Here is a 22,836-nt window from a genome sequence, read left to right on the forward strand (position 1 = left end):
CGCAGGGCCGTCTTTCCGCCGCCCTCAGGCGTAGGCGACCCAGCCGCGCCAGGTGAAGGCCGCATAGAACTGGCTGACATCCGAGAAACCGGCGGTGCGGAAAATCGCCTCGTCGTCCTCCGGCTCGATGGCAGGCAGGCTGGCATCGACGGCGGCGCGGGCGTTTTCGGCGATGGCTGGCTCGATGCCGGCGGCGATAGCGAAGGCCGCATAGCGCGACAGCCAGAGCGCCCGTTCGGCGGCGCTTTGCGGAAAGCTGGCGTGGACCGCCACAAAAGGGGCGCCGGGTGCGAGGCGGCGGTGGATTTCCGCCACGGTGCGCTCGCGTTCTTCGCGTTCCAGAAAATGCAGGGTCAGGAGGCATACCGCCGCATCGAACGGGCCCTCCGGCGCATCTTCGATATAGCCCTCATGCAAGTCTACACGATCGGCCAGCGGCCCGAGGGTGCGGGCGGCGAGTTTCAGCATTTCCGGGGCGGGGTCCACGCCGTCGAAGGTCCAGCCGGGCTGGGCTTCGGCGAGCGCTTTCAGCTCCATACCGCCGCCGGCGCCGAGCACCAGAATGCGCGCGTCCTGCGGGGCGCGTTCGGCCAGTAGGATCGCCGTCATGCGGTGCATATCCGCAAGGCCCGGCACGAAGCGCATGGGGCCGTCGGTATAGCGCGCCACGGCTTCGGGGTCCTCGAAAGATTTCAGGAACTGGTTCACGGTGCGGTTTTCCTTTCAGGCACAGAGATGCGCGGGGCTGTGGATCGCTGCGTGTATGCGCGATTGCAGGGCGGCGAGGGACAGATCCGCGAAACGGGCAAGGAGCAGGGCTTCGGCGTCGCGAAACGCGCCGTCGAGCGTTTCGTTGACGGCCTGCTCGATGAGGCAGTCCGGGTTCTGCGTCCGGTGAGTGAGGGAGAGCAGGGGGCCGCCGCCGAGCGCGAGATAGACGTCGCGCAGCGTCAGCTCCGCCAGAGGGCGGGAGAGGGTCCAGCCGCCGTGATGTCCCTTCCTCGATTGCACGATGCCGTGTTCGCGAAGTCCTCCCATCAGGCGGCGGATCACGACGGGATTGGTGTTCATCGCCGAAGCGAGCAGCCCGGAGGTGACGGGCTCCTCCATATCCGCCATGTGCAGCAGGAGATGAAGGGCGAGGGACAATTGGCTGTTGGATTTCATGTAACTTTTATAGTTACATGAAAGGGCGGGCGTCAAGAGCCTCCCGCGACCGCGACCGCGAGACGGGCAGGGCTGGATTGCGTTGTCGGCTGACGCCTCCTCGCAATGACGTTTATGAGTTAGCGCGAGAGTTCCCGCTTTTTGCGTTTAGCGCGAAAGTTCGCGCATGGCACCGTCGAGGCCTTCCAGCGTCAGCGGGAACATGCGCTCGGCCATGATCTGTTTCACGATCTGGAGCGAGGGCGTGTATTCCCAGTGGCGCTCGGCGACAGGGTTCAGCCAGACGCAGTTTTCGTAGATCTGGTTGACGCGCTCGAGCCAGATGCCGCCGGGCTCTTCGTTCCAGTGTTCCACCGAGCCGCCCGCATAGGTGATCTCATAGGGGCTCATGGTGGCGTCGCCGACGAAGATGACCTTGTAGTCGGACGGATATTTGTGGAGCACGTCCCAGGTATCCATCTTCTCGGTATGGCGGCGGCGATTGTCCTTCCACACGCCTTCGTAAAGGCAGTTGTGGAAGTAGAAATATTCCATGTTCTTGAATTCCGTCCGCGCGGCGGAAAACAGCTCCTCGCAGAGCTTGATATGGCTGTCCATGGAGCCGCCGATATCGAAGAAGATCAGCACGTTGATCTTGTTGCGGCGTTCCGGGACCATCTTGATGTCGAGATAGCCGTTTTGCGCGGTGGAGCGGATCGTATCGTCGAGATCGAGTTCGGTCGGTGCGCCGTCGCGGGCGAAGCGGCGCAGGCGCCTGAGCGCCACCTTGATGTTGCGCGTGCCGAGTTCGACCTGATCGTCGAGGTTTTTATATTCGCGCTTGTCCCAGACCTTCACGGCCTTGCCGTGGCGGCCTTCCTTCTGGCCGATGCGGACGCCTTCCGGATTGTAGCCGTTCGCACCGAAGGGGGAGGTGCCGCCCGTGCCGATCCACTTGTTGCCGCCTTCATGGCGCTCGTCCTGTTCCTCGAGGCGCTTTTGCAGCTCCTCCATGATCTTTTCCCAGCCGCCCAGTGCCTCGATCTCGGCTTTCTCTTCCTCGGTGAGGAATTTCTCGGTCAGCGAGCGCAGCCATTCTTCCGGGATTTCGGCGAGGTCCGCCTCGCTCATCATGTCGAGGCCCTTGAAGACATGGGAGAAGACGCGGTCGAACTTGTCGAGATTGCGTTCGTCCTTCACCAGCGCGGAGCGGGAGAGGAAATAGAAATCCTCCACATTCTGCTCGATGACATGCGCGTCCAGCGCTTCGAGCAGGGTGAGATATTCGCGCAGGCTGACCGGCACATTGTTGGTGCGGAGTTCCTGGAAGAAATTGACGAACATGCGGTGCGGGCCCTCCCGGGGCGGTATTCAGAAATATCCAAGTTGCGCTAATCTAACCCTCATGCGCCCCGGTTTGAAGGGGCGAGACCGCAGGGAATGGGGGAGGCGGAAATGGGGCGTTTCCTGACCTTTTTGCCGATGCTGCTTGTTCTGGCCGCCGGACCGGGATTTTCGGCGGATGCGGGCGATCCGGCGGCGAAGGCCATTGAGGGCTGTCTGGCCTCCTATGACGCGGCCGCCATGCAGGAAAAGGCCGACGGGGCGCCGCTCAAGGGGGCGACTTCCTATTGCACCGACAAATTCTTCGAGGCGTGCGCCGAAGGGCGGGGCTGGACGCAATCCGCGATGAATGAGTGCCAGGGCGAGGCGACGGGCTACTGGATGGGGCAGGTCAGGCAGCGGATGGCGGCGGTGAAGGCGCTGGGCTCGCCCGAAATCGACAAATGGCTCGAAGAATCGGCGGCGAGCTTCGAGGCCTATCGAAAGGTGCGCTGCGACCGGTTCGACATGACGCAGGGCACGATGTATGTGGCGATCAAGGAAGGCTGCGAGACGGATATGGCGCGCGAGCGGGCGGAGGATCTCGACGATTTCCTTGGCAGCGAGCCGCTGATCGCCAAGCCGGAATGAAAAAAGCCGGAGCGGGAGGACCCGATCCGGCTTTTCAGTGCTTTTCGATGGACGCGACGCCTAGTTCCGTTCGCGCCGGGCGAGGAAGGCGAGGCGTTCGAAGAGGTGAACGTCCTGCTCGTTCTTCAACAGCGCGCCGTGGAGCGGCGGGATGAGCTTGGTCGGGTCCTTCTCGCGCAGCGTCTCCGGCGAGATGTCCTCGGACATGAGAAGCTTCAGCCAGTCCAGAAGTTCAGACGTGGAGGGCTTTTTCTTCAGGCCCGGCACTTCGCGGATCTCGTAGAAGATCGACAGCGCTTCCTTGACGAGCTGGCCCTTCAGGCCCGGGAAATGGACGTCGATGATGGCCTGCATCGTCTCGTCGTCCGGGAACTTGATGTAATGGAAGAAGCAGCGGCGCAGGAAGGCGTCCGGCAGTTCCTTCTCATTGTTGGAGGTGATGATGACGATGGGGCGCTGGGCGGCCTTGATGGTTTCGTTCGTCTCGTAGACGTAGAACTCCATCCGGTCGAGTTCCTGCAGCAGGTCGTTCGGGAATTCGATATCGGCCTTGTCGATCTCGTCGATCAGCAGGATCGGGCGCTTCTCGCGCTCGAAGGCTTCCCAGAGCTTGCCCTTGGCGATGTAGTTGCGGATGTCGTGCACGCGCTCGTCGCCGAGCTGGCTGTCGCGCAGGCGGGACACCGCGTCATACTCGTAAAGGCCCTGATGCGCCTTGGTGGTGGACTTGATGTGCCAGGTGATGAGCTCGGCATCCAGCGCCTTGGCGATTTCCTCGGCCAGCACCGTCTTGCCGGTGCCGGGCTCGCCCTTCACCAGCAGCGGGCGCTCAAGCGTGATCGCGGCATTGACCGCCACGCGAAGGTCTTCGGTGGCGACGTAATTCTTTGTTCCCTCGAACTTCATGCGACTAGTGATCTCCCTCGGCACTATAGGTTTGTTTAGCAATGTCTGGACGCGACGAAACTAGGGCGTCGGCTGCCTGCGTTCAAGGAAAAGCCATATATGGCCGCGATCGGGGCCCCGACACGGCAAATACTGCCGGGCGGCGGGCACAGAGTGCCGGGCAAAGGGGGCGGCGGACGGTGCCGGGAATTCCACAAGTCATTGAAATTATTCAATGATAGGGCGTGGTCCTGTTCTTGCTCCTTGAGGCGCAAGCCAAGTCCCGCGGCAAGAGGTCCGGGACATCAAGCATGGAGACAGGCCATGAGTTTCTACGGGACGATGACCACCGCCGTTACCGGCATCCGCGCGCAGTCCAGCGCGCTGGGCAATATTTCCGACAATATCGCCAATTCGCAGACGACGGGCTTCAAGCGTACGGAAACGAGCTTCGAAGACATCGTGACCGCTTCCACCAGCCGGAACCATCTGCCGGGCGCGGTGATGGCAAAGCCGAGCTACACCAATACGGTGCAGGGCTCGATCGATGCCTCCGCGACCAAAACCCATATGGCGATCAATGGCAGCGGCTATTTCATCGTGTCTTCGCCGGTCGCGACCGTGGATGGCAAGCCGGTCTATGACGAGGTCGACTATTACACGCGGCGCGGCGACTTCTCGCTCGACAAATATGGCTATCTGACGAACCAGTCGGGCTATTCGCTTCAGGGCCTGATGGTCGATCCGGACACCGGCAATCCCGTCGGCGACACGCCGGGCCTGATCCAGATCAGCCGCGACTTCCTCAAGGCGCGGCCCACGGATGTGATTTCCTATGAGGCGAACCTGCCGTCCTATCCGAAGACGGCGGTGGCGGACCCGGATATCGCCAACAGCGAATTGCTGACGCCGGGCGATCTGGGCACGGCGGACCTTTCGGTCGTGCCGGCCAACCAGGAAACCGCGTTTCTCGACCGCAGCCTGTCTGGCGGGGCGGTGACGGCCTATGACACGCTCGGCCAGCCGATCAGCGTGCAGCTTCGCTGGGCGAAGGTGGACAATGAGGCAGGCGGCGGCGACCAGTGGCAGCTCTTCTACAAGAGCGACGACAGCGCGACCGGCGCTGCCACCAAATGGACCAATGTCGGCCAGGACTACAATTTTACCGACGGCCAGATGGATCCGCCGGTCAATTCCGTCACCGTTACGGGCATGGCGGTCAATGGCGTCAGTCTGGGCGATGTGACGATCGATCACGGCGCTGCGAGCATCACGCAGTGGGACGAGGGCAACGGCACGGTGTCGGTCAACAATCTCGACCAGACCGGCTATCCGTCCGGTTCGCTGGTGGGGATCGCGGTGGGCGACAATGGCCGTATCACCGGCACCTATTCCAACGGCAAGACGGTGGATCTGGCCGAGGTATCGCTGGCGAATTTCGGCAATGCGAACGCGCTCAACAAGGTCGACGGCACAGCCTTCGAGGCCACGCAGGAATCGGGCGAGGCGTTCCTGACGAAGGGCGCTGAGGTGGTCGGTTCTTCGCTCGAAGCCTCGAATGTCGATCTGGCGGACGAGTTCGCCAAGCTGATCACGACGCAGCAGGCCTATACGGCGGGATCGCGCATCATTACCGCCGTCGACCAGCTCACGCAGGAAACGCTGAACATGAAGCGCTAAGGCGCTTCATGCCGGGTCCCAGCATTAAGGGCAACAGGATATGAGCCTTACACAGGCGCTCAACGCCGCGCGCAGCGGCCTCGCCGCCAGCCAGGCCGGCATCGATGTGACGTCGCGCAATATCGCGAACGCCAATACGGTCGGCTATACGGCCAAATCCATCGATCAGACCAATCTGATCGTCGCGGGCGAAAGCCGCGGCGTGACGAGGCTGGCCGCGCAGCGTCATGTCGATGCCTTTCTGCAGCAGCAGATCCGGACGGAGAGTGCGGCAACCTCCGCGCTGACGGCCAAATCGGACATGCTGTCGCGTCTCGACCGGATGTTCGGCTCGCCGGAGTCCGAGACGTCCATCTCGGCGTCGATCGACAAGCTGGCCGCCCGGCTCTCCGATCTCATCACGAGCCCGGAAGATTCCGCCGCCCGGCTGACCTTTCTCAATCAGGCCAAGCACGTCGCGACCGACCTCAACAGCATGTCCAAGACGGTGCAGGACCTGCGGCTGGAGGCGGAGCAGAATATCTCCGACGGCATTGCGCAGGCCAATACGCTGCTGAAAAAGGTCGCCAATCTCAACCAGCAGATTTCGCAGCGCGTGGGCAGTTCGCTTTCCGCCGCCGACCTGCAGGACCAGCGGGACCTGGCGATCAACGAATTGTCGAAGCTCATGGACATCAAGGTCAATGAGCGCGACGACGGCACGGTGACGGTGTTCACCGGCGGCGGACAGTTGCTGCTGGACAAGACGCCGGCGGATCTCAGCTTCGACCAGCACACGCAGATCAACGCCTCATCCGTCTATGACACCGATCCGGCCAAGCGCACGGTGGGGACGGTCAGCCTCGTTTCCGGGTCGACCAGGGTCGACCTGGTGGCGGCGGGGGCATTCAAGGGCGGCTCCATCGGCGGTTATCTGGAACTGCGCGACAAGATCCTTCCCGAAGCGCAGAACCAGCTCGACGAAATCGCCAGCCAGCTCGCGCTTTCCATGTCGCAGGAAAAGGTCGACGGCGCGGCTGCGACCAGCGGCGCGGCGGCCGGCTTCGACCTCGATACGAGCGCGCTTCAGGACGGCAATTCGATCAGCCTGACCTATGATGTCGGCGGGACGAGCCAGACGGTGACCTTCGTCTGGGTGGACGATGCGTCAGCGCTGCCGCTTTCCGATACGGATACGGCGCAGACCGGCGACACGGTGGTGGGGATCGATTTCAACCAGCCCATGGCGGGTATCGTCGCCGACATGCAGGCGGCGCTGCCCGCCGCGGTGCAGGTGTCGAACCCGTCGGGCAATACGATCCGCATTCTGGACGACGGTGCGGCGGGCACTTCAAATATCAATTCGCTGAGTGCGACGGTGACGCCGACCTCGTTGACGGATAGCGGCACCGGGCTTGCGCTGTTCGTCGATGGCGGGCAGGGCAAGCTCTTCACGAATGCGCAAGGCGCGGTCGACCAGAAGACGGGCTTTGCCGCGCGCATTACGATCAATCCCGACGTCGTGGCCGACGACTCGCTGCTCGTGACCTATCAGACGGTGGGCGGCACGAATTCGGCGGGCGACTCCTCCCGGCCGGTCGATCTCTACAACCGGCTGACGCAGGCGGGCAGGGCATTTTCGCCGTCCACGGGGATCGGCGGCACGAGTTCTCCCTATACGGGGTCTCTCGCCTCCTTTGCGCAGCGCGTCGTCTCCTATCAGTCGACCCAGGCTTCCAACGCGAAGAACGACCTTGCCTCCCAGGAGGTCGTGTCGCAATCGCTTCAGGACCGCTTCGACAGCGAGACGGGCGTCAATGTGGATAACGAACTTTCCAGTCTTCTCGTGCTGCAAAACGCCTATTCGGCGAATGCACGGGTGATGACCACGGTCTCCCAGCTTTTCGACGTGCTTATGAGCATCGGCAGGTAACGAACATGCATATTTCCACGCTTTCCCAGTCGCTTAATCTGCAGACCTCGATCAACAAGATGCGCTCGGAGTTCACCACGCTCCAGCAGCAGCTGAGTTCGGGCGTGATCTCGGACAGCTATGGCGGGCTGGGGACCGACAAGAATGTCGTGCTGTCGCTGCAGAGCCAGATGCGCAATCTGGGGTCCTACAACGATACGATCAACCTGACCTCGCTTCGGGTGAAGTCCATGGCGGACTCGCTGACGCGGGTTTCCGATATTTCGTCCGGCCTGCGGCTGACGGGCGCCACCACCGAGTTCGACATGGTGAGCGGGACGCAGAACAGCGGGCAGCTTTCGGCGGGCATGAATCTCGACGAGCTGGTCAATCTGCTGAACCTCAATGTCGAGGACCGCTATCTTTTCGCCGGGTCTGCGACGCAGAAAAAGCCGGTGGAACTGCCCGATGCGATGCTCAACGGCGATGCGAGCCATGCGGGCCTGACGCAGTTTGTCGACGAACGCCGCCAGGCGGATATGGGGGCGAACGGTCTTGGCCGTCTCGATGTGACCTCGCCGGCGGCCGACACGGTGACGGTGGGCGAGCAGACGGGCATTTTCGGTTTCAAGATGACCGGCGTCTCTTCCAGTCTCGCCAACGCCACGGTGACGGGTCCGACGGGCACGCCGGCGTCGATGAGCGTTCAGTTCGGCGCGAGCCAGCCGTCGGGCGGCGATACGATCAGCATGGATTTCGACCTGCCGGACGGCACGACGACGCGCGTTACGCTGACGGCGACGACGGACGATCCGCCGGCGGAGGGACAATTCACGATCGGCGCGAGTGCCGCGGATACGGCGACGAATTTTCAGGCCGCGCTCTCCGCCTCGCTCAAGACGGAAGCGGCGACGAGCCTGCGCGCGGCCTCATCGGTGCAGGCCGCCAACGAGTTCTTCGATTTCGACGGCAGCCATCCGCCACAACGTGTGGACGGACCGCCTTTCGACACGGCGACGGGACTGCGCGACGCGACGAGCGACGATACGGTGTTCTGGTACAAGGGCGACCTGACGCTTGAGCCGGGCGCGAACATGACCGCGGTGATCGACGACGACCGCATCATCAAATATGGCGCACAGGCCAACCAGACCTCGCTTCGCGATACGGTGAAGGCGGCGGCGCTGCTGTCGGCGGTGACCTATGACAAGGCCGATCCGCATGCGGAGCAGGCCTATAAGGACCTGACCTCGCGCGTTTCGACCATCACCGCGCCCTCCGGGGCGGAGACGGTGGAAGGGGTGGTGACGCAGCTCGGGCTGACCGCCTCCACCTTGAAGGAGACGCTCGACAGGAACGATCAGATGCAGGGCCTCGCCTCGGGCGTTCTGGGCGACAAGATGGGCATCGACGAATATGAAGTCGGCGCCAAGCTCACCACGCTGCGGACGCAGCTTCAGGCGAGCTACCAGGTGACGTCGATGCTTTCGCAAATGTCGCTGGTGAACTTCCTCTAATCCCTCGATGCATTTCCCGGGCCTGTCGTGTTCGACGGGCACCGGTCAAAAAAAGGGCCCTCCATCGGGGCCCTTTTCGTTTTCGGGGAAATGAGGGGAAAGGATTACGGCCGGCCGGCGAGACCGGCGGCGATGTCGCGATTGATGGAAATCAGCGGATCGAAGAGCTGCGGGCGAGGCTCGCGCTGGGCTTCGATCTCGGCTGTGCGCTTGAAGATGAACAGGGCCAGATTGGCAATGTTCTGTTTGATCTCATGGGGCAGGGGATGCTCCTTCTCCGCAGCCGAGGATGCAAAGACGGTCCAGATCTGGCGGTTGTAGAGGAGGGCGTCCTCTTCGTCGCAATAGCCTTCCTGCCAGGCGTCCTTTGCGCGTTGAAGTCTGCCCGCGGCCTTGGTCAGCAATTCCGCTTCGAACGAGCGTGGATCGCTGGAATTTACTGCTCGACGGTTTGCCGCGGCGTAGGCTTCATGTGCTTGAGACATTCCCCAATAGCTCCCCTTCGTACCCGATCAGCTTTCGAGCTGCCTTGAGAGCTTTATACATTTCGCCGGTTAATATTTTGCTGTTCACGTCGTCGATATAGGCGCGCGTACTCGGCGCGGCCTCCAGCACCTGCTTGACCAGATCGAAGTACATATCGTGGTGCTGGCGGGGGTCCGGCGAGAGATACATCATCTGCACGACGAGATAGATCTTCTTGCAGGGCGTATCCGCCTCGTCGAGCCGAAGAATGTCCTTTTCGCGGAGGATCGGCGTCGTTCCCTCGATGAAGAGGCGGGTCCGCTGGTCGTCATTGGTGATGACGCTGTCGCCCAGAATAAAACGCTCGCCCGGCTTCAATTCCACCTTCAAGGCCATGTCGCACTGTCCTTCCTGTGTCGTGAAAGTCTGGCCGACGGGATCGTCGCCAGGGGCACGTCACATGTTTTCAGTCAGTGTCCTATCCGCAGGAACGGCCCCGTTCCCAAGGGGATAGAACATGGTCGCGGCATTGCTGCCTGCCCGAATCACCCGGGGCAGTATACGCCCATGGTTTGCCGGCTGAAATCCAACAAAAAAGACGGGGGCCGAAGCCCCCGTCCAATACTCGATACCGTACTCCGTACTAAAACCGGTACCCGGCCTCCCCTTAGCGGAGGAAGGAGAGCACTGCCTGGTCGGCCTGGTTGGCCATCGACAGCGAGGTGGTGGACAGAGACTGGCGGGTCTGCAGGGCCAGCATGTTCGCTCCTTCCTCGTTGGTGTCGGCAAGCGTCAGGTCGCCGGCACCGGAGTCCAGGATGTTGATCAAGTTCGACGTGAAGTCCTGGCGGTTCTGCACGACCGAGAGGTTGCCACCGAAAGTCGAGGACTGAGCGCGGAGCGTGTTCGTCGCCGCGTTCAGCTCCGACACGGCGCTCGCAACCTTGGCGTCGCTCGAGAAGTCGGCCGTGTTGATGCCGAGGCCCGTCGAGTTGTAGCTCACGCCCGTGATGTCGAGTTTGGACGAGCCGTCCTCGTTGAACTTCACGGTCAGGTTGTCGCCATTGAGCAGGTTGACGCCGTTGAAGCTCGCATCGGTCGCCAGCTGGTCGATCTGCGTGCGCAGGCTGTTGTAGTCCGTCTCGTAGCTCGCGCGGGCTTCCGTCACCGTTTCGCCATTGGTCGAGCTGTCGGAGTTGATGCCCAGCGACGTGGCGGCGGCCGCACCGAAGGAGAGATCTTCGCCGCTTGCGAGCGAGAAGCCCAGCGTGCCGTCGCCATTGTCGGTGACCGACAGGCCCGTGACGCCAGCCGTGTCGAGCACGGTCTTGAGGTCGCCGGCATCGGTGATGTTGGCCGAGATGGTGACCGTGGCCGCCGTCGCGCCGCCCACGATGATGTCGAGCGCTTCATTGGTACCGGCAGACGTGCTGAAGTCATGCGCGGTGACCGAAGAAGAGGTCAGCGTCGTCGCCGTCGCCTTGGCCTGAAGAGCCTGGTTGGCGGTGGACTTGGCCTGGTCGACCAGCTTCTGGATCGAGGTGAGGCCCTGGTCGGCAGACTTCAGCGTCTGTACCGCGAGCTTCGTGGAGTCCTGAAGAGCCGTCAGGTCGGAGGCGCGGTTGGACAGGCCCTGAGCCGTGAAGAACGACTGCGGGTTGTCGAGAGCGCTGTTGACCTTCTTACCGGTGGACAGACGCGAAGACGTCTGCGCCATCATGTCGGCCGTGTTCTGGAGGGAGAGAAGGTTCTGACGAACCGAAGCAGAAAGAGCAATACCACCCATTTTAGATTTCCTTTCCTAGGAATGATCGTCAAAAGCTCGTCCTGAGCTCTGAATGGACGATAGGGGCGGGCCTCTTAAGAGCCAGTAAACAGAATTGCGATTTCAGTCGTGGACACAAAAAAAGCGGGGCACGAGGCCCCGCCTGATTTCGTCGTGGTAATTTTCGGGTTAACCGAAGAGGCGCAGCACACCCTGTTCGGCCTGGTTGGCCAGCGAGAGCGCCGTGGTGCCCAACTGCTGGCGCGTCTGAAGGGCGAGCAGCTTGGCGCCTTCTTCATTCGTGTCGGCCAGCGTCAGGTTGGAGGCGCCGGTCTGCAGCGTGTCCACGAGGTTCTTGGTGAAGTCCTGGCGGATTTCCACCACACCCAGATTGCCGCCGAAGGTGGAGGCCTGCTGGCGCAGAACATCCGTGGTGGAGTTCAGGCCATTGATCAGATCACTGATGTTGCTGTCGGACTCGAATTCGTGATTGCCGTCCGATGCGCCAACCGTGGAGATGTTCAGAAGACCGTCCGGCGTCAGCTGGACGCCCTGAATATCCATCTTGCTGCTCTGATCTTCATTGAAGAAGACGCTCAGCATATCGCCCTTGAGCAGGTTGACGCCCTTATAGCTCGCATCGTCCGCCAACTGCTTGATCTGGTCGCGCAGATTGTTGAAGTCCGTTTCGTATTTGTCGCGGTTCACGCCGTTGGACGAGGACGTCTTCGTGCCGAGCAGTTTGGAGAGCGCGGTATTGTCGGCGGAGTCCGTCGTGACGGCGACCGCGCGGCCCGAGGCGGCTTCCAGATGAATCTGGCCGTCCTCGATGGAGGCGGTGACGCCTTCGCCGGTCAGGTCGCCACCCGCATCGGTGTTGATCGCATCGACAAGCGCCTTGATGTCGCTCGAGGCGGTAATGGCGTAGTCGAAAGTCTTTTCGCCGACCGTGAGCGTGATCGTTTCACCGGAGGTGAAGCCGCGGGATGTATCGGTCAGCGTGTTGGTCGCGCCGGACGCCGTGGTGCCGGTGCCGACGACATCGGTGGATGCCTTGCCGGTCAGCGTGGTCGCGCTGATCTTGGTTTCCAGCGCCTGGTTCGCCGTCGCCTTCAGGCTTTCGACAAGTTTCTGGATCGATGTGATGCCCTGATCGGCGGCCTTCAGCGTCTGAATGGATTGCCCCATGCTATCGAGCAGGGTGTTCAGATCGGAGGCGCGGTTGTTCAGGCCCTGTGCCGTGAAATAGGCGGTCGGGTTGTCGATCGCGCTATTCACCTTCAGGCCGGTCGAGAGACGAAGGTTCGTCTCCGAAAGCATCTTCTGCGTGTTCTGCATGCTGAGCAGATTGGAGCGGATCGCTCCGGAAAGAACCACATCAGCCATTGTCATCTACCTCTAGGGTTTTGCCGGCTCGTCGTATCATCACGGCACAGCGGCTATACTCGGAATTAATGCTTAATTCAGCGTAAACGGATCTGGATCTTTCCTTCTCCGCTGTGGCTTCTCACGCTTCCGAGCGCCAGATTCCACGCCGCGTCACTACTGGCATGCTATATCGCACAAGCCGTGCCATATCCATTTTTTCAATAAAAACAATCGGTTGAGTGTTTTTGAGGGCCCCGTGGGCGGCAATTGATGCGCGGCCCGCGGCAAAGTTTGCCGGTCGGCAGGCAGGAAATGCTCAGCCGATCAGGCGCTTTGCCGCTTCCTGGCGGAACAGGGAAACCAGGGCCTCGCGGTCCCAGAAGGGCGCCTGAGGGTAAACGGTGAGGGAGGGATACCAGGGCAGGCTGCCCGTGCCGAGCTGGTTGGCATTCTCGATCGGGGCGAAGACGAGGGCGTTGGCTCCCAGCGCGCCGGCCATTTCGGTCGCCGCGTTCCATGATCCGACCGTGAGATCGAGTTCGCACAGAAGCGCGGCCACGCCTTCAAGGTCGTCATGGGTGTCGAGACCCGGCATTTCGTGGATCGTGATGCCGAGTTCCTGCCTTGCTTTGGCGAGCTCTTCCTCGGGTTTCGAATATTGAAGGCTCACAATGTCGAAGCGGTCGTCGTCCAGAAGCGGCTTCCAGTCGGAAAGCTGCGTGGCATAGAGATCGCGCAGCGCGTTCGAGATACCCGAGCGCCAGGTGATGCCGATCTTGGGCCGCGGCCCCAGAGAAGAGAGCCATTCGCGCGCCCGGGCCCGTTTTTCGGGGCAGGCGACGAGCCGGGGCGGGTTTTTCGGGAATGCGTCCAGGCTGCGGCGAAGATGAATGGACGGCATGGCGGCCGGCGCGGTGAGGTCGAAATCGATGTCGCCGTAATTTTCAAAGCCCGATGCAAGGCGCGTTTCGGCCCGCACCGTCGCGCCGGGCCATGTGCGCTGGTAGAGCGGCACCACGCGCGGATCGGTTTCGATGATGACATGGCCCGCGCGCTCCACGATGTCGTGATAGACGGTGGAAAAGCGGAAATCGTCGCCCAACCCCTGTTCGCGCCAGAGGAAAATCGTCTTGTCTGCGAGGTCTTCGTCTTTCCAGATGAGACCGGGGAAGGGGCGCAGCGGCGTGCGCGTGCCGGATTCGAAACCGTAGCCGTAAAGATCCCAGCCATTCTCTATATCGCCGGTGGCGAGCAGGGCGAGGGCGAGGTTCCAGAGGATTTTGGCATTGTGAGGCGTGACGGACAGCGCCTGCTGATAAAGCTGGATCGCCTCTTGCGTGCGTCCGGCGTTCTGAAGCATCGAGCCCAGGTTGACGGCGGCCTGGATCAGGTCCGGCTTCAGCATCAGGGCGCGCCGATAGCAGGCCTCCGACTCGTCGAACATGGCGGCATTGGCCAGATAGCGACCAAGATTGCTGTAAGCCTCGGCATTGTCGGGAAACATCTCGATGACTTCCGAGACGAGATCGACCGCGGCCTGCGTTTCGCCGCGCTCGTCGAGGATCGAGGCGAGGTTGATCCGCGCAGACGCGATCCGCGGCTCCTTGCGCATCAGTTTGCGATAGATCTCTTCGGCGCGTTTCTTCTCGCCGCATTCGGCAAAGGCGAGGGCGACCTCGAACTGTTTCTGCAGGTCCTGTCCGGCACGCCGGGATGCCTTTTCGAGGTGTTTGCAGGCTTCTTCGGTCTCATCGAGCAGGGTCAGGGCCTGCGCCATGACGAGGCGTGCCTGATGCGTGTCGGGCTTCTCGGCCAGCACGGCATCCAGATACTGGATGGCCTTCAGCGGGTCGCAGGCCTTTACCGCGTCCGCTGCCAGATCCAGCTTTTGCCGGAGGCTGGTTGCCTCGATGGAAATTACCGGATCCGTTGCGATTTCGATTTCGAACGCCATGCCCACCCTCGTTCAATCCGGCCGACGCCGGTGCCCAACGCCATGGAAAATGGCCGAAACTTGGTTAGCGCATGGTTAAGCCCGGTCGGGCGGATCAGGCGCGCTCGTCGAAGGCGATGGAATTGTCGCGTGCGCGGGTCTGGCGAATGGCGGCATTCTCGCCATATCCGCCCGCCGGCGCCTTCTGGCGGCTGACCCCTTCCGCAACCGCGTGGATCAGCCGGTCGGAGACCGATTTCGTGGCGAGCAGGGTCTCTTCGTTCCGGCGCAGCGTCTCGTCGAGATCGTGCATGGCCGCTTTCAGCTCGTTGATCTTTTCGGAAGGCGCGCGGTCGATGAGTGCGGTGCGCTGGCGTACGGCCTGACTGTCCATGGCGTAGTCATTGGCCACGCGGATCTTCTCGGCCTGCAATTCGCCCAAAGCGCCGATCTTGCGGGCCTGCAGGGCCTCGGTTTCGCGCGTCAGGATCGAGGTGAGGCTCGTCGTCAGGCGGAGCAGGCGCTCGGCAAGTTCAGCAGGCGGGAGTTGCTCGGCGGGAGTGCGGCGCTCGGCGCTCATTGGTGTTGCTCCTGAAGCTTGATGATTTCCGAATAGACGGTGTCGGCAAGGCCGATGCCGCCGGATTTGGTCATTTCCTGGCTGTACTGGTCCACCAGCAGGGAGCGGAACATTTCCTCGCCCTGTCCGCCGCCGAATGTCTCGTCCGTTTTCACGCCCTTGAACATCGACTGGAACATGCTGGAGAGGAACTGGGACTCGAAGTCCTGCGCCGCAGCCCAGGCTTTCGGGTCCTTGCCCTGCGGTGTGTTGGCGGCGTGCTGCGCGCCGCCGACATGCACATAGGCGGACTGGAAGGCGCCGGAGGGAAGGGCGGTCATGTCCATCACATCACCTCGATTTCGGCCTGCAGCGCGCCGGCGGATTTGATCGCCTGCAGAATGGTGATCATGTCGCGCGGGCTGACACCCAGCGCATTGAGCCCGTCCACCAGCTCGGCAAGGGAGATCGAGCCGTCGAGGATGCCGAGCTTGCGGTCTTTCTGCTCGTCCACCTGCACATTGGTGCGCGGCACGACGACGGTCTGGCCCTTGTTGGCGAAGGGGTTGGGCTGGCTGACCTGCGGCGTTTCCTGCACGGAGATCGTCAGATTGCCCTGGGCGATGGCCACGCGGCTGACACGCACGTCCTGACCCATAACGATGACGCCGGAGCTTTCGTCGATCACGACACGCGCGGGCGCATCGGGCTCGACACGGAGCTGCTCGATTTCGGTCAGCAGGCCGACCACGTCGTCGCGGAATTTCGGCGGAATCCTGAGGTCGATGGTGGTGGGGTTGTCGGCCTTGGCCGCATCCCCGCCAAGATAGGCATTGATGGCGGCGGAAACGCGCTGGGCGGTCGTCAGGTCCGGATTGCGCAGCGCCAGGCGCAGCGTCTTCATATCCGACAGCTTGAAATCGATTTCCTTTTCGACGATGGCGCCATTGGCGATACGGCCATTGGTGGGCACGCCGCGCACCACGGAGGCCGCCTGGCCCTGCGCGGCAAAGCCGCCGGTGGCGAGCGATCCTTGCGCGACGGCATAGACCTGACCGTCGGCGCCCATGAGCGGGGTCACCAGCAGGACGCCGCCCTGCAGATTGGTGGCATCGCCAAGGGCGCTGACCGTCACGTCGATGCGGGTGCCCTGCGGCGCGAAGGGCGGCAGGTTTGCCGACACCATCACGGCGGCCACATTGTCGGTCTTGAGCGCGGTGCCGCGCGTGTTGACGCCGAGCCGTTCGAGCATGCCGATCAGGCTTTGCTGGGTGAAGGGAGCGTTGCGCAGCGTGTCGCCGGTGCCGTTGAGGCCGACAACGAGGCCGTAACCGACCAGCATGTTGTCGCGAATACCTTCCACATCGACGATGTCCTTGATGCGCGAGGCGCCCTGCGCCGGCATGACGATCATGGCCAGCAGGCAGGCAAGGGCGGCAAAAGCCGCGGCAATGCGATGGGAAGAAAAGAGAATGCGGAACATGAGAGGGGGTACTCGTTTTTCGCCAGCGATCCTGCCCCTATCTAGCGAATGCCGTGCCAAAGCCGATCAGGGCTTCCAGCGTTCTGTAAGCTGTTGAATTTACTCGCTTTCGATGGCGGGCGCCGCATAGCGCAGGGCGGGCCCCGCGGTGCCGGGCGGCAGCGCTTTCCGGCCTCAGGCGGCAAAAACTGCCGGGAGAGGGGGCGGATTTAACCCCGCCTTAAGCCTCGCGATCCATTCTCCATAGTCATAAAGCGCATGGGTGAGCGCAGTTGGGGGCCATGATGAAAATCGGGCAGACAAAGAGCACATCGGGAACGCAAGGCAAGCGATCCGCCGGTTCGGCGGCGTCGGGCGCGGGTTCCAGCTTTTCCATCGGCGAAACAGGGCAGGCGCGCGCAAGCGCGGGCCTGAGTGCGCCGGCATCGATCGGCGCGGTCGATGCGCTGCTGGCTCTTCAGGGAGCCGAGGCGGCGGATGATGCGCTGGGCGCACCGCGCCGCGCCATGGAACGCGCAGAGGACATGCTCGATATTCTGGATCAGGTGAAGATCGACCTGCTCTCGGGCAAGATGCCGGTCAACCGGCTGACCCGTCTTCTGGGCGTGGTCGGGCGCAAGAGGGGCCATGTGGCCGATCCGAACCTCCAGGACGTTCTCGACCAGATCGAGCTTCGGGCGCGGGTGGAACTGGCCAAATTCGGCAATTATCCCGAAAACTGAGCTGATTTTGCTGCTTTTTGCGGCAATTTGGCCTTTTGCCAAGTCATTGCGTCAGTTGAATTTTCACGGATATTTCATCGGCGAATCGCTGACTGCGCAGTTGAGAATCGTAGGGTCTCTCCATATACTCCGCCGCGCTTGGTTAGGGCTCGTTTGAGGGAGTGACCGTCGGTATGGCAGTGCGTTTACCCAAAGGCTATACGCCATCGGACGATGAGCCGTTTATGAACAAACGGCAGAAGGAATATTTCCGTCTCAAGCTGGAGAAGTGGAAAGACGACATCCTGAAGGAAAATCGCGAGACGCTGCAGCACCTTCAGGACGATTCTTCCAACCATCCGGATATCGCGGACCGCGCCTCGAGCGAAACGGAACGCTCGCTCGAACTGCGGACGCGCGACCGGCAGCGCAAGCTGATCTCCAAGATCGATGCGGCGCTGCGCCGGCTCGAGGACGGAACCTACGGATATTGCGAGGAGACGGGTGAGCCGATCAGCCTGAAGCGGCTGGACGCGCGCCCCATCGCCACCTTGTCGATCGAGGCGCAGGAACGCCACGAGCGGCGGGAAAAGGTCTATCGCGACGACTGATTGCGGTCGGCGAAACCGGACGAAAGAACGCGGCCCCCGCATGGAGGGCCGCGTTTTTTATTGGGTAAGGTTGCCTGTCGGATGCGCCGGGTGATCCTTAGAAGGGCATCAGGATGTCGTAGAGCTGCTGGCCGTAGCGCGGCTGCTGCACATCGGTGATCTGGCCGCGGCCGCCATAGGAAATCCGGGCCTCGGCGATCTGGGTGTGTTCGATGGTGTTGGTGTTGGAGATATCCTCCGGCCGCACCACGCCCTGAACGGTGAGTTCGCGCACCTCGTTGTTCACGCGCACTTCCTGACGGCCCGCAATGACGAGATTGCCGTTGGGCAGCGTCTGGGTCACGACCGCGGCGATGGTGAGGGCGATGGATTCCTTGCGGTTGACGGAGCCGGAACCGGCGCTGGAGCTCTTGCTGCCGGCGCCGACCAGTTTCGTCGGGTCCACGGCGTCGGGCAGGACGTGCTTCAGATTGCTTTCCAGGCCCATGAAATTGCTGAGATTGGCGTCTTCGGAATTGTCGCGGCTGCGCTTGGAGGTGTTGTCCACCTTGGCGCTGTCGGCAATGTCGATCTTGACGGTGAGAATGTCGCCCACGCGGCTGGCGCGCTGATCGCGGAAGAAGGCGCGGGAGCCGGAGCGCCAGAGCGAATTGGGCTGATAGGTGATCTTTTCCGGCTGCGGCATGGGCATGCCCACGCGCTGGTTTACCTCGGCGGTCAACCCCGCGCCGACCGGCGCGAGGGCAGGGGCCTGGCCGATATTCTCGATGCGGTCCACGGCGCTGCAGCCGGCAAGCAGGGCGCCGAGCAGGGCGAAGGCGGAGAATTTGACGAGAGAACGCGGGATCATGGAAACAACCTTTAACTTTGGGTCCGGTGCCGAATGTTAATCGCGGAGATCAGCCCTTGGCCGCGCCGCCGCCAAGCGATGCCTGGGCGGGGGAGGATGCGTCGATGCTGATCGTGTTCGGCGCGGATACCGTGCCTTCGATGGTGCGGTTGGAACGGATATTCATGATACGGACGACATCGCCGATGGCGCCGTCTTCAAGCGCGCGGCCGCGGGCGGTGAGCGTCAGGGCGCCGGTCTTGTAGATGACGTCCACCTGCGAGCCCTTGCTGACGAGGACGGGCGGCTCCATGTCGGACAGGCGCAGCGGCACGCCCGCGCGCACCGGGCGGCGCGGCGACATGCCCTTGAGCTGGTTTTCGGCGCCGATGATGTTGCCGGCGACGCGGCTGGCGGGGAGCTTCACCCATTCGATGTCGCGGGCTCTCACGACCTCGCCCGGCGTCATGTCGCGCGACAGCACGGGCACGTCGCGCACCGGATAGGCGCGGCCGGACACGCGGCGCAGCGGGGCGAGCGCATCGTCGGCGGGCGCGCGGATGGCGGCGGCGAAGGTGCCGTTTCGGTTGTTCCAGGCAAGCTGTTCGACCTTTACCGTGAGGGGCGCGCCGTCCGCCACCTGGATGCCGGACAGGCCTTGCGCGAAATCCACCTGAAGGGAAGACGGGTCGCTGAGCGAGGGCGAGCGCGCCGTTACGGCGTTGGCGATGGAAGCGGCGATTTCGGTTTCGGGCACCTGAACGCCTGCGCGGGCGATCACGACATGGGTGAGGCCTGCATGATTGTGCCAGTCGATACCGTTGCGCCGCGCGGCAAGCGAAATGCGCGAGACGGAAAGCTGACCGGCAAGACCGGGCGCGGGTGCCTGGGCGATGACGACATCGGCAGCCTGGCCCGCATCGTCGAAGAGATCGCCCAGCGTCACCACATCCTGCGACACGGTGACGGCGGGATGAAGCTCGGCGGCGGCAAGCGGCGCGGCGCCGCCCGCGACAAGCAGAAGGCCGAGCGCGACGGTGCGACAGGAGGCGAGAAGAGTGCGGATCATCGGTCTCGCTCCTTACTTCACGTTGGAGGTGACGGACATCATTTCGTCCGAGGCGGAGATGATCTTGGCGTTCATCTCATAGGCGCGCTGGGCGGTGATGAGCGAGGTGATTTCGTTCACCGCGTTCACATTCGAGGTTTCCAGAAAGCGCTGCTGCAGCGAGCCGAAACCGGTGTCGTCGGGATTGCCCAGCGTTGCGGCGCCGCTTGCCGTGGTTTCCTGGAAGAGATTGTTGCCCATCGGGTCGAGGCCGGACTCGTTCTGGAAGGTGGCGAGTTCCAGCGTGCCGACGATCTGCGGATCGGTCTGGCCGGGGATCTTGGCCTGGACCTGTCCGTCGCTGGAAATGGTGACGTCGGTCGCGTCCTGCGGGATGGTGATGCCGGGGGCCACGGTGTAGCCGTCGGCGGTCACGATCTGCCCGTCGGGGGAAAGCTGGAAAGAGCCCGCGCGGGTATAGGCGTCTTCGCCGCTGGGCATCTGCACATGGAAGAAGCCGCGGCCCTGAATGGCGACGTCGAGATCGTTCCCGGTGTTCTGGTAGCCGCCCTGCGACATGATGCGGTAGACGGAGCCCGTTTTCACGCCGAGGCCGACCTGAATGCCGGCGGGCACCACCGTGCCGCTGTCCGACGAGTTGGTGCCGACGCGGCGCAGGTTCTGGTAGAGCAGGTCCTGAAACTCGGCGCGCTGACGCTTGAAGCCCGTGGTGCTCATATTCGCGATGTTGTTCGAGATGACCTCGACGTTGAGCTGCTGGGCCATCATGCCGGTGGCTGCGATGCTGAGGGACTGCATGTTCTAGATCCTCTTTCTCAAAATTCCGCGGCGGCGCTTCAGGCGGCCTGGCCGAGTTTGGATATGGCGTCGCGGCGCATCTGGTCGGCGCTGTCGACGAGTTTCTGGGCACTCGCATAGGAGCGGGTGACATCGATCATGTTCGTCATCTGGAGGATGGCGTTGACGTTGGAGCCTTCCAGCGCGCCCTGCACGACATGCGGCTTTTCGACGGGCACTTCCGCCTGGTCGGTGGTGTAGAGCGTGCCGCCCGCGGCCTTCAGCAGGCGTTCATTGTCGAATTCGACGAGGCCGAGCTTGCCGCGCTGTCCCTGATCGGTCGAAATCGTGCCGTCGCGCGCGATGGAGATGTCCTCTTCGTCGGGGCGGAAGGTGATGACCGAGCCATTGTCGTCGAGCACGGGATTGCCGGAGACATCGACAAGCCGTCCCTGCGCATCGAGCGAGAAATGGCCGTTGCGGGTGTAGCGGATGCCTGCATCGGTCTGGACCTTGAAATAGCCCTTGCCGGAAATGGCGGCGTCCATCGGGTTGCCGGTCGGTTCCAGCTTGCCGTCGGCCAGATCGCGGTTGAGGCCGATATCCTGGACGAAGGAGAGCGACTTGTCGGGGGCATCCTCGGTCGCGACCGGCATGACGTATTCGTCGAACAGCATGGATTCCGACTTGTAGCCATTGGTGTTCATGTTCGCGAGGTTGTTCGCGATGATGGACATGTTCCGTTGCATGGCCATCTGTCTCGACAATCCGATGAGCAGTGCGTTTTCCATGGTGCAGTCGTCCTAGGGTGGCTGTCCGGTTTTCGCTTCGATCCCGGACTTCCATGTGCAGGCGCTGTGCCAGACAGATAACTCAATGAAATCAGTGGCTTGGGTTTTTCGTACCGGCGGCGGGATTTGCTTGAGGAAGGCTTTACCCGGCAATATCTGCCGCTTTTCCGGCGCGCCTATATAAGGATTCGCGCGGGTGCGTACGCGCATCCATGAAGGGAAGCCGGTCTGAAAAACTCTTCGTTAACTAAACTCCACGATGATCGATTTGTCGTGAAGCACATGTCCTGGGCAGGACGCTTCATGACGCGGGCAAAAAAGAGGTGGGGCTATGACCGCGACAGATGTCGATCCGTCCACTGAAGTGGAAGGCGTCTCCGATAAATCTGAAAAGAAATCGGGACCCAACAAGCTTGTGCTTGTCGGGGGGCTCGTTGCGGTGTTGCTCGTCGTCGGGGGCGCAGGAGCCTGGTTCACGGGCATGCTGGGGGGCTCCGGCGCCCCGACGGAAGAGAAGGTGGCGGTCGCACCTGTTTTCTACGACCTTCCCGATTTCCTATCCAATCTGAGCGGTCCGCCGCCGCAGCGCTACCTGAAGATGCGGGTGTCGCTGCAGCTTGAAAACCAGGAAGCCAGCAAGATCGTCGATCAGCAGCTTCCCCGGGTACTGGACGGCTTTCAGACCTATCTCAGGCAGCTCCGTCCCGAAGACCTCAAGGGCTCGGCGGCGATGATGCGCCTGAAGGAAGAGCTTCTGCGGCGCCTGAATCTGGCGATTCAGCCGCCCGTGGTCAAAGACATCCTGTTCAAGGAAATCATCGTTCAGTAAGCGGACCGAATTCTCATGGCCGACGCCGATCTGCAAGACATGGAAGACAAGACCCTGGACGAGACGCAGGAGGATGCCGATGGCACGTCCGAGCGCGTGCTGAACCAGGACGAAATCGACAACCTTCTCGGCTTCGAAGTCGAGGAAGAGGTGGCCGACGAACGCACGGGCATTCAGGCAATCGTCAATTCGGCGCTTGTTTCCTATGAGCGCCTGCCGATGCTCGAAATCGTTTTCGACCGGCTCGTCCGGCTGATGACGATCTCGCTTCGTAATTTCACCTCCGACAATGTCGAGGTTTCGCTCGACAATGTGTCGTCGATCCGCTTCGGCGACTATCTCAATTCGATCCCGCTGCCGGCGATCCTGAGCGTGTTCCGCGCGAAGGAGTGGGACAATTTCGGTATGTTCACCGTCGATTCCAACCTGATCTATTCGGTGGTCGACGTGCTGCTGGGCGGCCGCCGCGGCACCGCGGCGATGCGGATCGAGGGGCGACCCTATACGACGATCGAACTCAATCTCGTTCAGCGCATGATCGAGGTCGTGCTGCAGGACGTGCA

The 22,836-nt window shown here is 62.3% G+C and carries 23 protein-coding genes and 1 pseudogene; 8 read left to right on the forward strand and 16 right to left on the reverse strand.

The window, feature by feature from the left end:
* Positions 1-24: 24 nt before the first annotated feature.
* The 3 genes from CMI59_RS12030 to CMI59_RS12040 form a co-directional block, all read right to left on the reverse strand.
* Positions 25-645 (reverse strand): class I SAM-dependent methyltransferase, encoded by a 621-nt coding sequence (locus tag CMI59_RS12030; protein WP_293328518.1) that lies wholly within the window; start codon positions 643-645, stop codon positions 25-27.
* A 78-nt stretch (positions 646-723) separates the two neighbouring features.
* Positions 724-1,167, reverse strand: a complete 444-nt coding sequence (locus CMI59_RS12035; RefSeq protein WP_293328496.1) for an Rrf2 family transcriptional regulator — start codon at positions 1,165-1,167, stop codon at positions 724-726.
* A 147-nt stretch (positions 1,168-1,314) separates the two neighbouring features.
* Positions 1,315-2,490: a VWA domain-containing protein gene (locus CMI59_RS12040; RefSeq protein ID WP_293328497.1), complete on the reverse strand. Its 1,176-nt coding sequence runs from the start codon at positions 2,488-2,490 to the stop codon at positions 1,315-1,317.
* 111 nt (positions 2,491-2,601) lie between these two features.
* Here CMI59_RS12040 and CMI59_RS12045 point away from each other — a divergent pair, with 111 nt between their 5' ends.
* Positions 2,602-3,120 (forward strand): lysozyme inhibitor LprI family protein, encoded by a 519-nt coding sequence (locus CMI59_RS12045; RefSeq protein ID WP_293328498.1) that lies wholly within the window; start codon positions 2,602-2,604, stop codon positions 3,118-3,120.
* Between the two features lie 60 nt (positions 3,121-3,180).
* Here CMI59_RS12045 and CMI59_RS12050 read toward each other — a convergent pair whose 3' ends face one another.
* On the reverse strand, positions 3,181-4,026 hold the full coding sequence (locus tag CMI59_RS12050) for a MoxR family ATPase (RefSeq protein WP_293328499.1): 846 nt from the start codon (positions 4,024-4,026) through the stop codon (positions 3,181-3,183).
* A gap of 303 nt (positions 4,027-4,329) precedes the next feature.
* On the opposite strand from CMI59_RS12050, the gene CMI59_RS12055 reads away from it, so the two are divergent.
* From CMI59_RS12055 to CMI59_RS12065, 3 genes are read left to right on the forward strand one after another with little or no spacing between them, the layout of a single operon-like run.
* Complete coding sequence (locus CMI59_RS12055; RefSeq protein ID WP_293328500.1) at positions 4,330-5,685, forward strand: flagellar hook-basal body complex protein; 1,356 nt, start codon at positions 4,330-4,332, stop codon at positions 5,683-5,685.
* Between the two features lie 40 nt (positions 5,686-5,725).
* On the forward strand, positions 5,726-7,597 hold the full coding sequence (gene flgK, locus CMI59_RS12060; protein WP_293328501.1) for a flagellar hook-associated protein FlgK: 1,872 nt from the start codon (positions 5,726-5,728) through the stop codon (positions 7,595-7,597).
* Positions 7,598-7,602: 5 nt separating this feature from the next.
* Entirely contained in the window at positions 7,603-9,093 is a 1,491-nt protein-coding gene (locus tag CMI59_RS12065) for a flagellin (RefSeq protein WP_293328502.1), read from the forward strand.
* Positions 9,094-9,197: 104 nt separating this feature from the next.
* Here CMI59_RS12065 and flaF read toward each other — a convergent pair whose 3' ends face one another.
* From flaF to CMI59_RS12105, 8 genes are all read right to left on the reverse strand, one after another.
* Positions 9,198-9,578: a flagellar biosynthesis regulator FlaF gene (flaF, locus tag CMI59_RS12070; protein WP_293328503.1), complete on the reverse strand. Its 381-nt coding sequence runs from the start codon at positions 9,576-9,578 to the stop codon at positions 9,198-9,200.
* Complete coding sequence (flbT, locus tag CMI59_RS12075; protein ID WP_293328504.1) at positions 9,562-9,954, reverse strand: flagellar biosynthesis repressor FlbT; 393 nt, start codon at positions 9,952-9,954, stop codon at positions 9,562-9,564. The genes flaF and flbT overlap by 17 nt, the downstream gene beginning before the upstream one ends.
* Before the next feature lie 271 nt (positions 9,955-10,225).
* On the reverse strand, positions 10,226-11,344 hold the full coding sequence (locus CMI59_RS12080; RefSeq protein WP_293328505.1) for a flagellin: 1,119 nt from the start codon (positions 11,342-11,344) through the stop codon (positions 10,226-10,228).
* Between the two features lie 168 nt (positions 11,345-11,512).
* Entirely contained in the window at positions 11,513-12,709 is a 1,197-nt protein-coding gene (locus tag CMI59_RS12085; protein WP_293328506.1) for a flagellin, read from the reverse strand.
* A 298-nt stretch (positions 12,710-13,007) separates the two neighbouring features.
* Complete coding sequence (locus CMI59_RS12090; protein WP_293328507.1) at positions 13,008-14,645, reverse strand: tetratricopeptide repeat protein; 1,638 nt, start codon at positions 14,643-14,645, stop codon at positions 13,008-13,010.
* A gap of 94 nt (positions 14,646-14,739) precedes the next feature.
* Positions 14,740-15,204, reverse strand: coding sequence for a hypothetical protein (locus CMI59_RS12095; protein WP_293328508.1), 465 nt, complete (start codon positions 15,202-15,204; stop codon positions 14,740-14,742).
* Complete coding sequence (locus CMI59_RS12100; protein ID WP_293328509.1) at positions 15,201-15,530, reverse strand: rod-binding protein; 330 nt, start codon at positions 15,528-15,530, stop codon at positions 15,201-15,203. Before CMI59_RS12100 ends, CMI59_RS12095 begins: the two co-directional genes overlap by 4 nt.
* Positions 15,530-16,597, reverse strand: a complete 1,068-nt coding sequence (locus CMI59_RS12105) for a flagellar basal body P-ring protein FlgI (RefSeq protein WP_293328519.1) — start codon at positions 16,595-16,597, stop codon at positions 15,530-15,532. The genes CMI59_RS12100 and CMI59_RS12105 overlap by 1 nt, the downstream gene beginning before the upstream one ends.
* Positions 16,598-16,947: 350 nt before the next feature.
* Between CMI59_RS12105 and CMI59_RS12110 the strand changes: the two genes are divergently transcribed.
* Both CMI59_RS12110 and dksA read left to right on the forward strand, forming a co-directional pair.
* Positions 16,948-17,388, forward strand: a complete 441-nt coding sequence (locus CMI59_RS12110) for a flagellar assembly protein FliX (RefSeq protein WP_293328510.1) — start codon at positions 16,948-16,950, stop codon at positions 17,386-17,388.
* A gap of 173 nt (positions 17,389-17,561) precedes the next feature.
* Positions 17,562-17,978 (forward strand): RNA polymerase-binding protein DksA, encoded by a 417-nt coding sequence (dksA, locus tag CMI59_RS12115; RefSeq protein ID WP_293328511.1) that lies wholly within the window; start codon positions 17,562-17,564, stop codon positions 17,976-17,978.
* Between the two features lie 97 nt (positions 17,979-18,075).
* Here dksA and flgH read toward each other — a convergent pair whose 3' ends face one another.
* From flgH to flgF, 4 genes are read right to left on the reverse strand one after another with little or no spacing between them, the layout of a single operon-like run.
* The gene (gene flgH / locus CMI59_RS12120; RefSeq protein WP_293328512.1) at positions 18,076-18,828 is read right to left on the reverse strand and encodes a flagellar basal body L-ring protein FlgH; all 753 of its coding nucleotides are present in this window, start codon (positions 18,826-18,828) and stop codon (positions 18,076-18,078) included.
* A gap of 49 nt (positions 18,829-18,877) precedes the next feature.
* The gene (flgA, locus tag CMI59_RS12125) at positions 18,878-19,876 is read right to left on the reverse strand and encodes a flagellar basal body P-ring formation chaperone FlgA (protein WP_293328513.1); all 999 of its coding nucleotides are present in this window, start codon (positions 19,874-19,876) and stop codon (positions 18,878-18,880) included.
* 12 nt (positions 19,877-19,888) lie between these two features.
* A complete protein-coding gene (flgG, locus tag CMI59_RS12130) occupies positions 19,889-20,674 on the reverse strand; it encodes a flagellar basal-body rod protein FlgG (protein WP_293328514.1) in 786 nt (261 codons plus the stop codon).
* A gap of 38 nt (positions 20,675-20,712) precedes the next feature.
* Positions 20,713-21,444, reverse strand: coding sequence for a flagellar basal-body rod protein FlgF (gene flgF / locus CMI59_RS12135; RefSeq protein ID WP_293328515.1), 732 nt, complete (start codon positions 21,442-21,444; stop codon positions 20,713-20,715).
* 331 nt (positions 21,445-21,775) lie between these two features.
* Between flgF and CMI59_RS12140 the strand changes: the two genes are divergently transcribed.
* Positions 21,776-22,273: a flagellar basal body-associated FliL family protein gene (locus tag CMI59_RS12140; RefSeq protein ID WP_293328516.1), complete on the forward strand. Its 498-nt coding sequence runs from the start codon at positions 21,776-21,778 to the stop codon at positions 22,271-22,273.
* A gap of 39 nt (positions 22,274-22,312) precedes the next feature.
* Positions 22,313-22,836 (forward strand): annotated as a pseudogene (locus tag CMI59_RS12145) (flagellar motor switch protein FliM); the annotation flags it as partial.

This window comes from Parvibaculum sp., assembly GCF_002684405.1.
GTDB lineage: Bacteria > Pseudomonadota > Alphaproteobacteria > Parvibaculales > Parvibaculaceae > Parvibaculum.

What these genes read in the sequence shown, in the direction of transcription:
- CMI59_RS12040 (WP_293328497.1), bottom strand. Translation starts at nt 2,490, where the DNA reads ATGTTCGTCAATTTCTTCCAGGAACTCCGCACCAACAATGTGCCGGTC.
- dksA (WP_293328511.1), top strand. Translation starts at nt 17,562, where the DNA reads ATGGCAGTGCGTTTACCCAAAGGCTATACGCCATCGGACGATGAGCCG.
- flgG (WP_293328514.1), bottom strand. Translation starts at nt 20,674, where the DNA reads ATGCAGTCCCTCAGCATCGCAGCCACCGGCATGATGGCCCAGCAGCTC.
- flgA (WP_293328513.1), bottom strand. Translation starts at nt 19,876, where the DNA reads ATGATCCGCACTCTTCTCGCCTCCTGTCGCACCGTCGCGCTCGGCCTT.
- CMI59_RS12055 (WP_293328500.1), top strand. Translation starts at nt 4,330, where the DNA reads ATGAGTTTCTACGGGACGATGACCACCGCCGTTACCGGCATCCGCGCG.
- CMI59_RS12105 (WP_293328519.1), bottom strand. Translation starts at nt 16,597, where the DNA reads ATGATCGTCATGCCGGCGCAGGGCGCCTCGCGCATCAAGGACATCGTC.
- CMI59_RS12095 (WP_293328508.1), bottom strand. Translation starts at nt 15,204, where the DNA reads ATGAGCGCCGAGCGCCGCACTCCCGCCGAGCAACTCCCGCCTGCTGAA.
- CMI59_RS12080 (WP_293328505.1), bottom strand. Translation starts at nt 11,344, where the DNA reads ATGGGTGGTATTGCTCTTTCTGCTTCGGTTCGTCAGAACCTTCTCTCC.
- CMI59_RS12085 (WP_293328506.1), bottom strand. Translation starts at nt 12,709, where the DNA reads ATGGCTGATGTGGTTCTTTCCGGAGCGATCCGCTCCAATCTGCTCAGC.
- flgK (WP_293328501.1), top strand. Translation starts at nt 5,726, where the DNA reads ATGAGCCTTACACAGGCGCTCAACGCCGCGCGCAGCGGCCTCGCCGCC.
- CMI59_RS12090 (WP_293328507.1), bottom strand. Translation starts at nt 14,645, where the DNA reads ATGGCGTTCGAAATCGAAATCGCAACGGATCCGGTAATTTCCATCGAG.
- CMI59_RS12045 (WP_293328498.1), top strand. Translation starts at nt 2,602, where the DNA reads ATGGGGCGTTTCCTGACCTTTTTGCCGATGCTGCTTGTTCTGGCCGCC.
- CMI59_RS12050 (WP_293328499.1), bottom strand. Translation starts at nt 4,026, where the DNA reads ATGAAGTTCGAGGGAACAAAGAATTACGTCGCCACCGAAGACCTTCGC.
- flgF (WP_293328515.1), bottom strand. Translation starts at nt 21,444, where the DNA reads ATGGAAAACGCACTGCTCATCGGATTGTCGAGACAGATGGCCATGCAA.
- CMI59_RS12035 (WP_293328496.1), bottom strand. Translation starts at nt 1,167, where the DNA reads ATGAAATCCAACAGCCAATTGTCCCTCGCCCTTCATCTCCTGCTGCAC.
- CMI59_RS12030 (WP_293328518.1), bottom strand. Translation starts at nt 645, where the DNA reads ATGCGCTTCGTGCCGGGCCTTGCGGATATGCACCGCATGACGGCGATC.
- CMI59_RS12140 (WP_293328516.1), top strand. Translation starts at nt 21,776, where the DNA reads ATGACCGCGACAGATGTCGATCCGTCCACTGAAGTGGAAGGCGTCTCC.
- flaF (WP_293328503.1), bottom strand. Translation starts at nt 9,578, where the DNA reads ATGTCTCAAGCACATGAAGCCTACGCCGCGGCAAACCGTCGAGCAGTA.
- CMI59_RS12110 (WP_293328510.1), top strand. Translation starts at nt 16,948, where the DNA reads ATGATGAAAATCGGGCAGACAAAGAGCACATCGGGAACGCAAGGCAAG.
- flgH (WP_293328512.1), bottom strand. Translation starts at nt 18,828, where the DNA reads ATGATCCCGCGTTCTCTCGTCAAATTCTCCGCCTTCGCCCTGCTCGGC.
- CMI59_RS12100 (WP_293328509.1), bottom strand. Translation starts at nt 15,530, where the DNA reads ATGGACATGACCGCCCTTCCCTCCGGCGCCTTCCAGTCCGCCTATGTG.
- flbT (WP_293328504.1), bottom strand. Translation starts at nt 9,954, where the DNA reads ATGGCCTTGAAGGTGGAATTGAAGCCGGGCGAGCGTTTTATTCTGGGC.
- CMI59_RS12065 (WP_293328502.1), top strand. Translation starts at nt 7,603, where the DNA reads ATGCATATTTCCACGCTTTCCCAGTCGCTTAATCTGCAGACCTCGATC.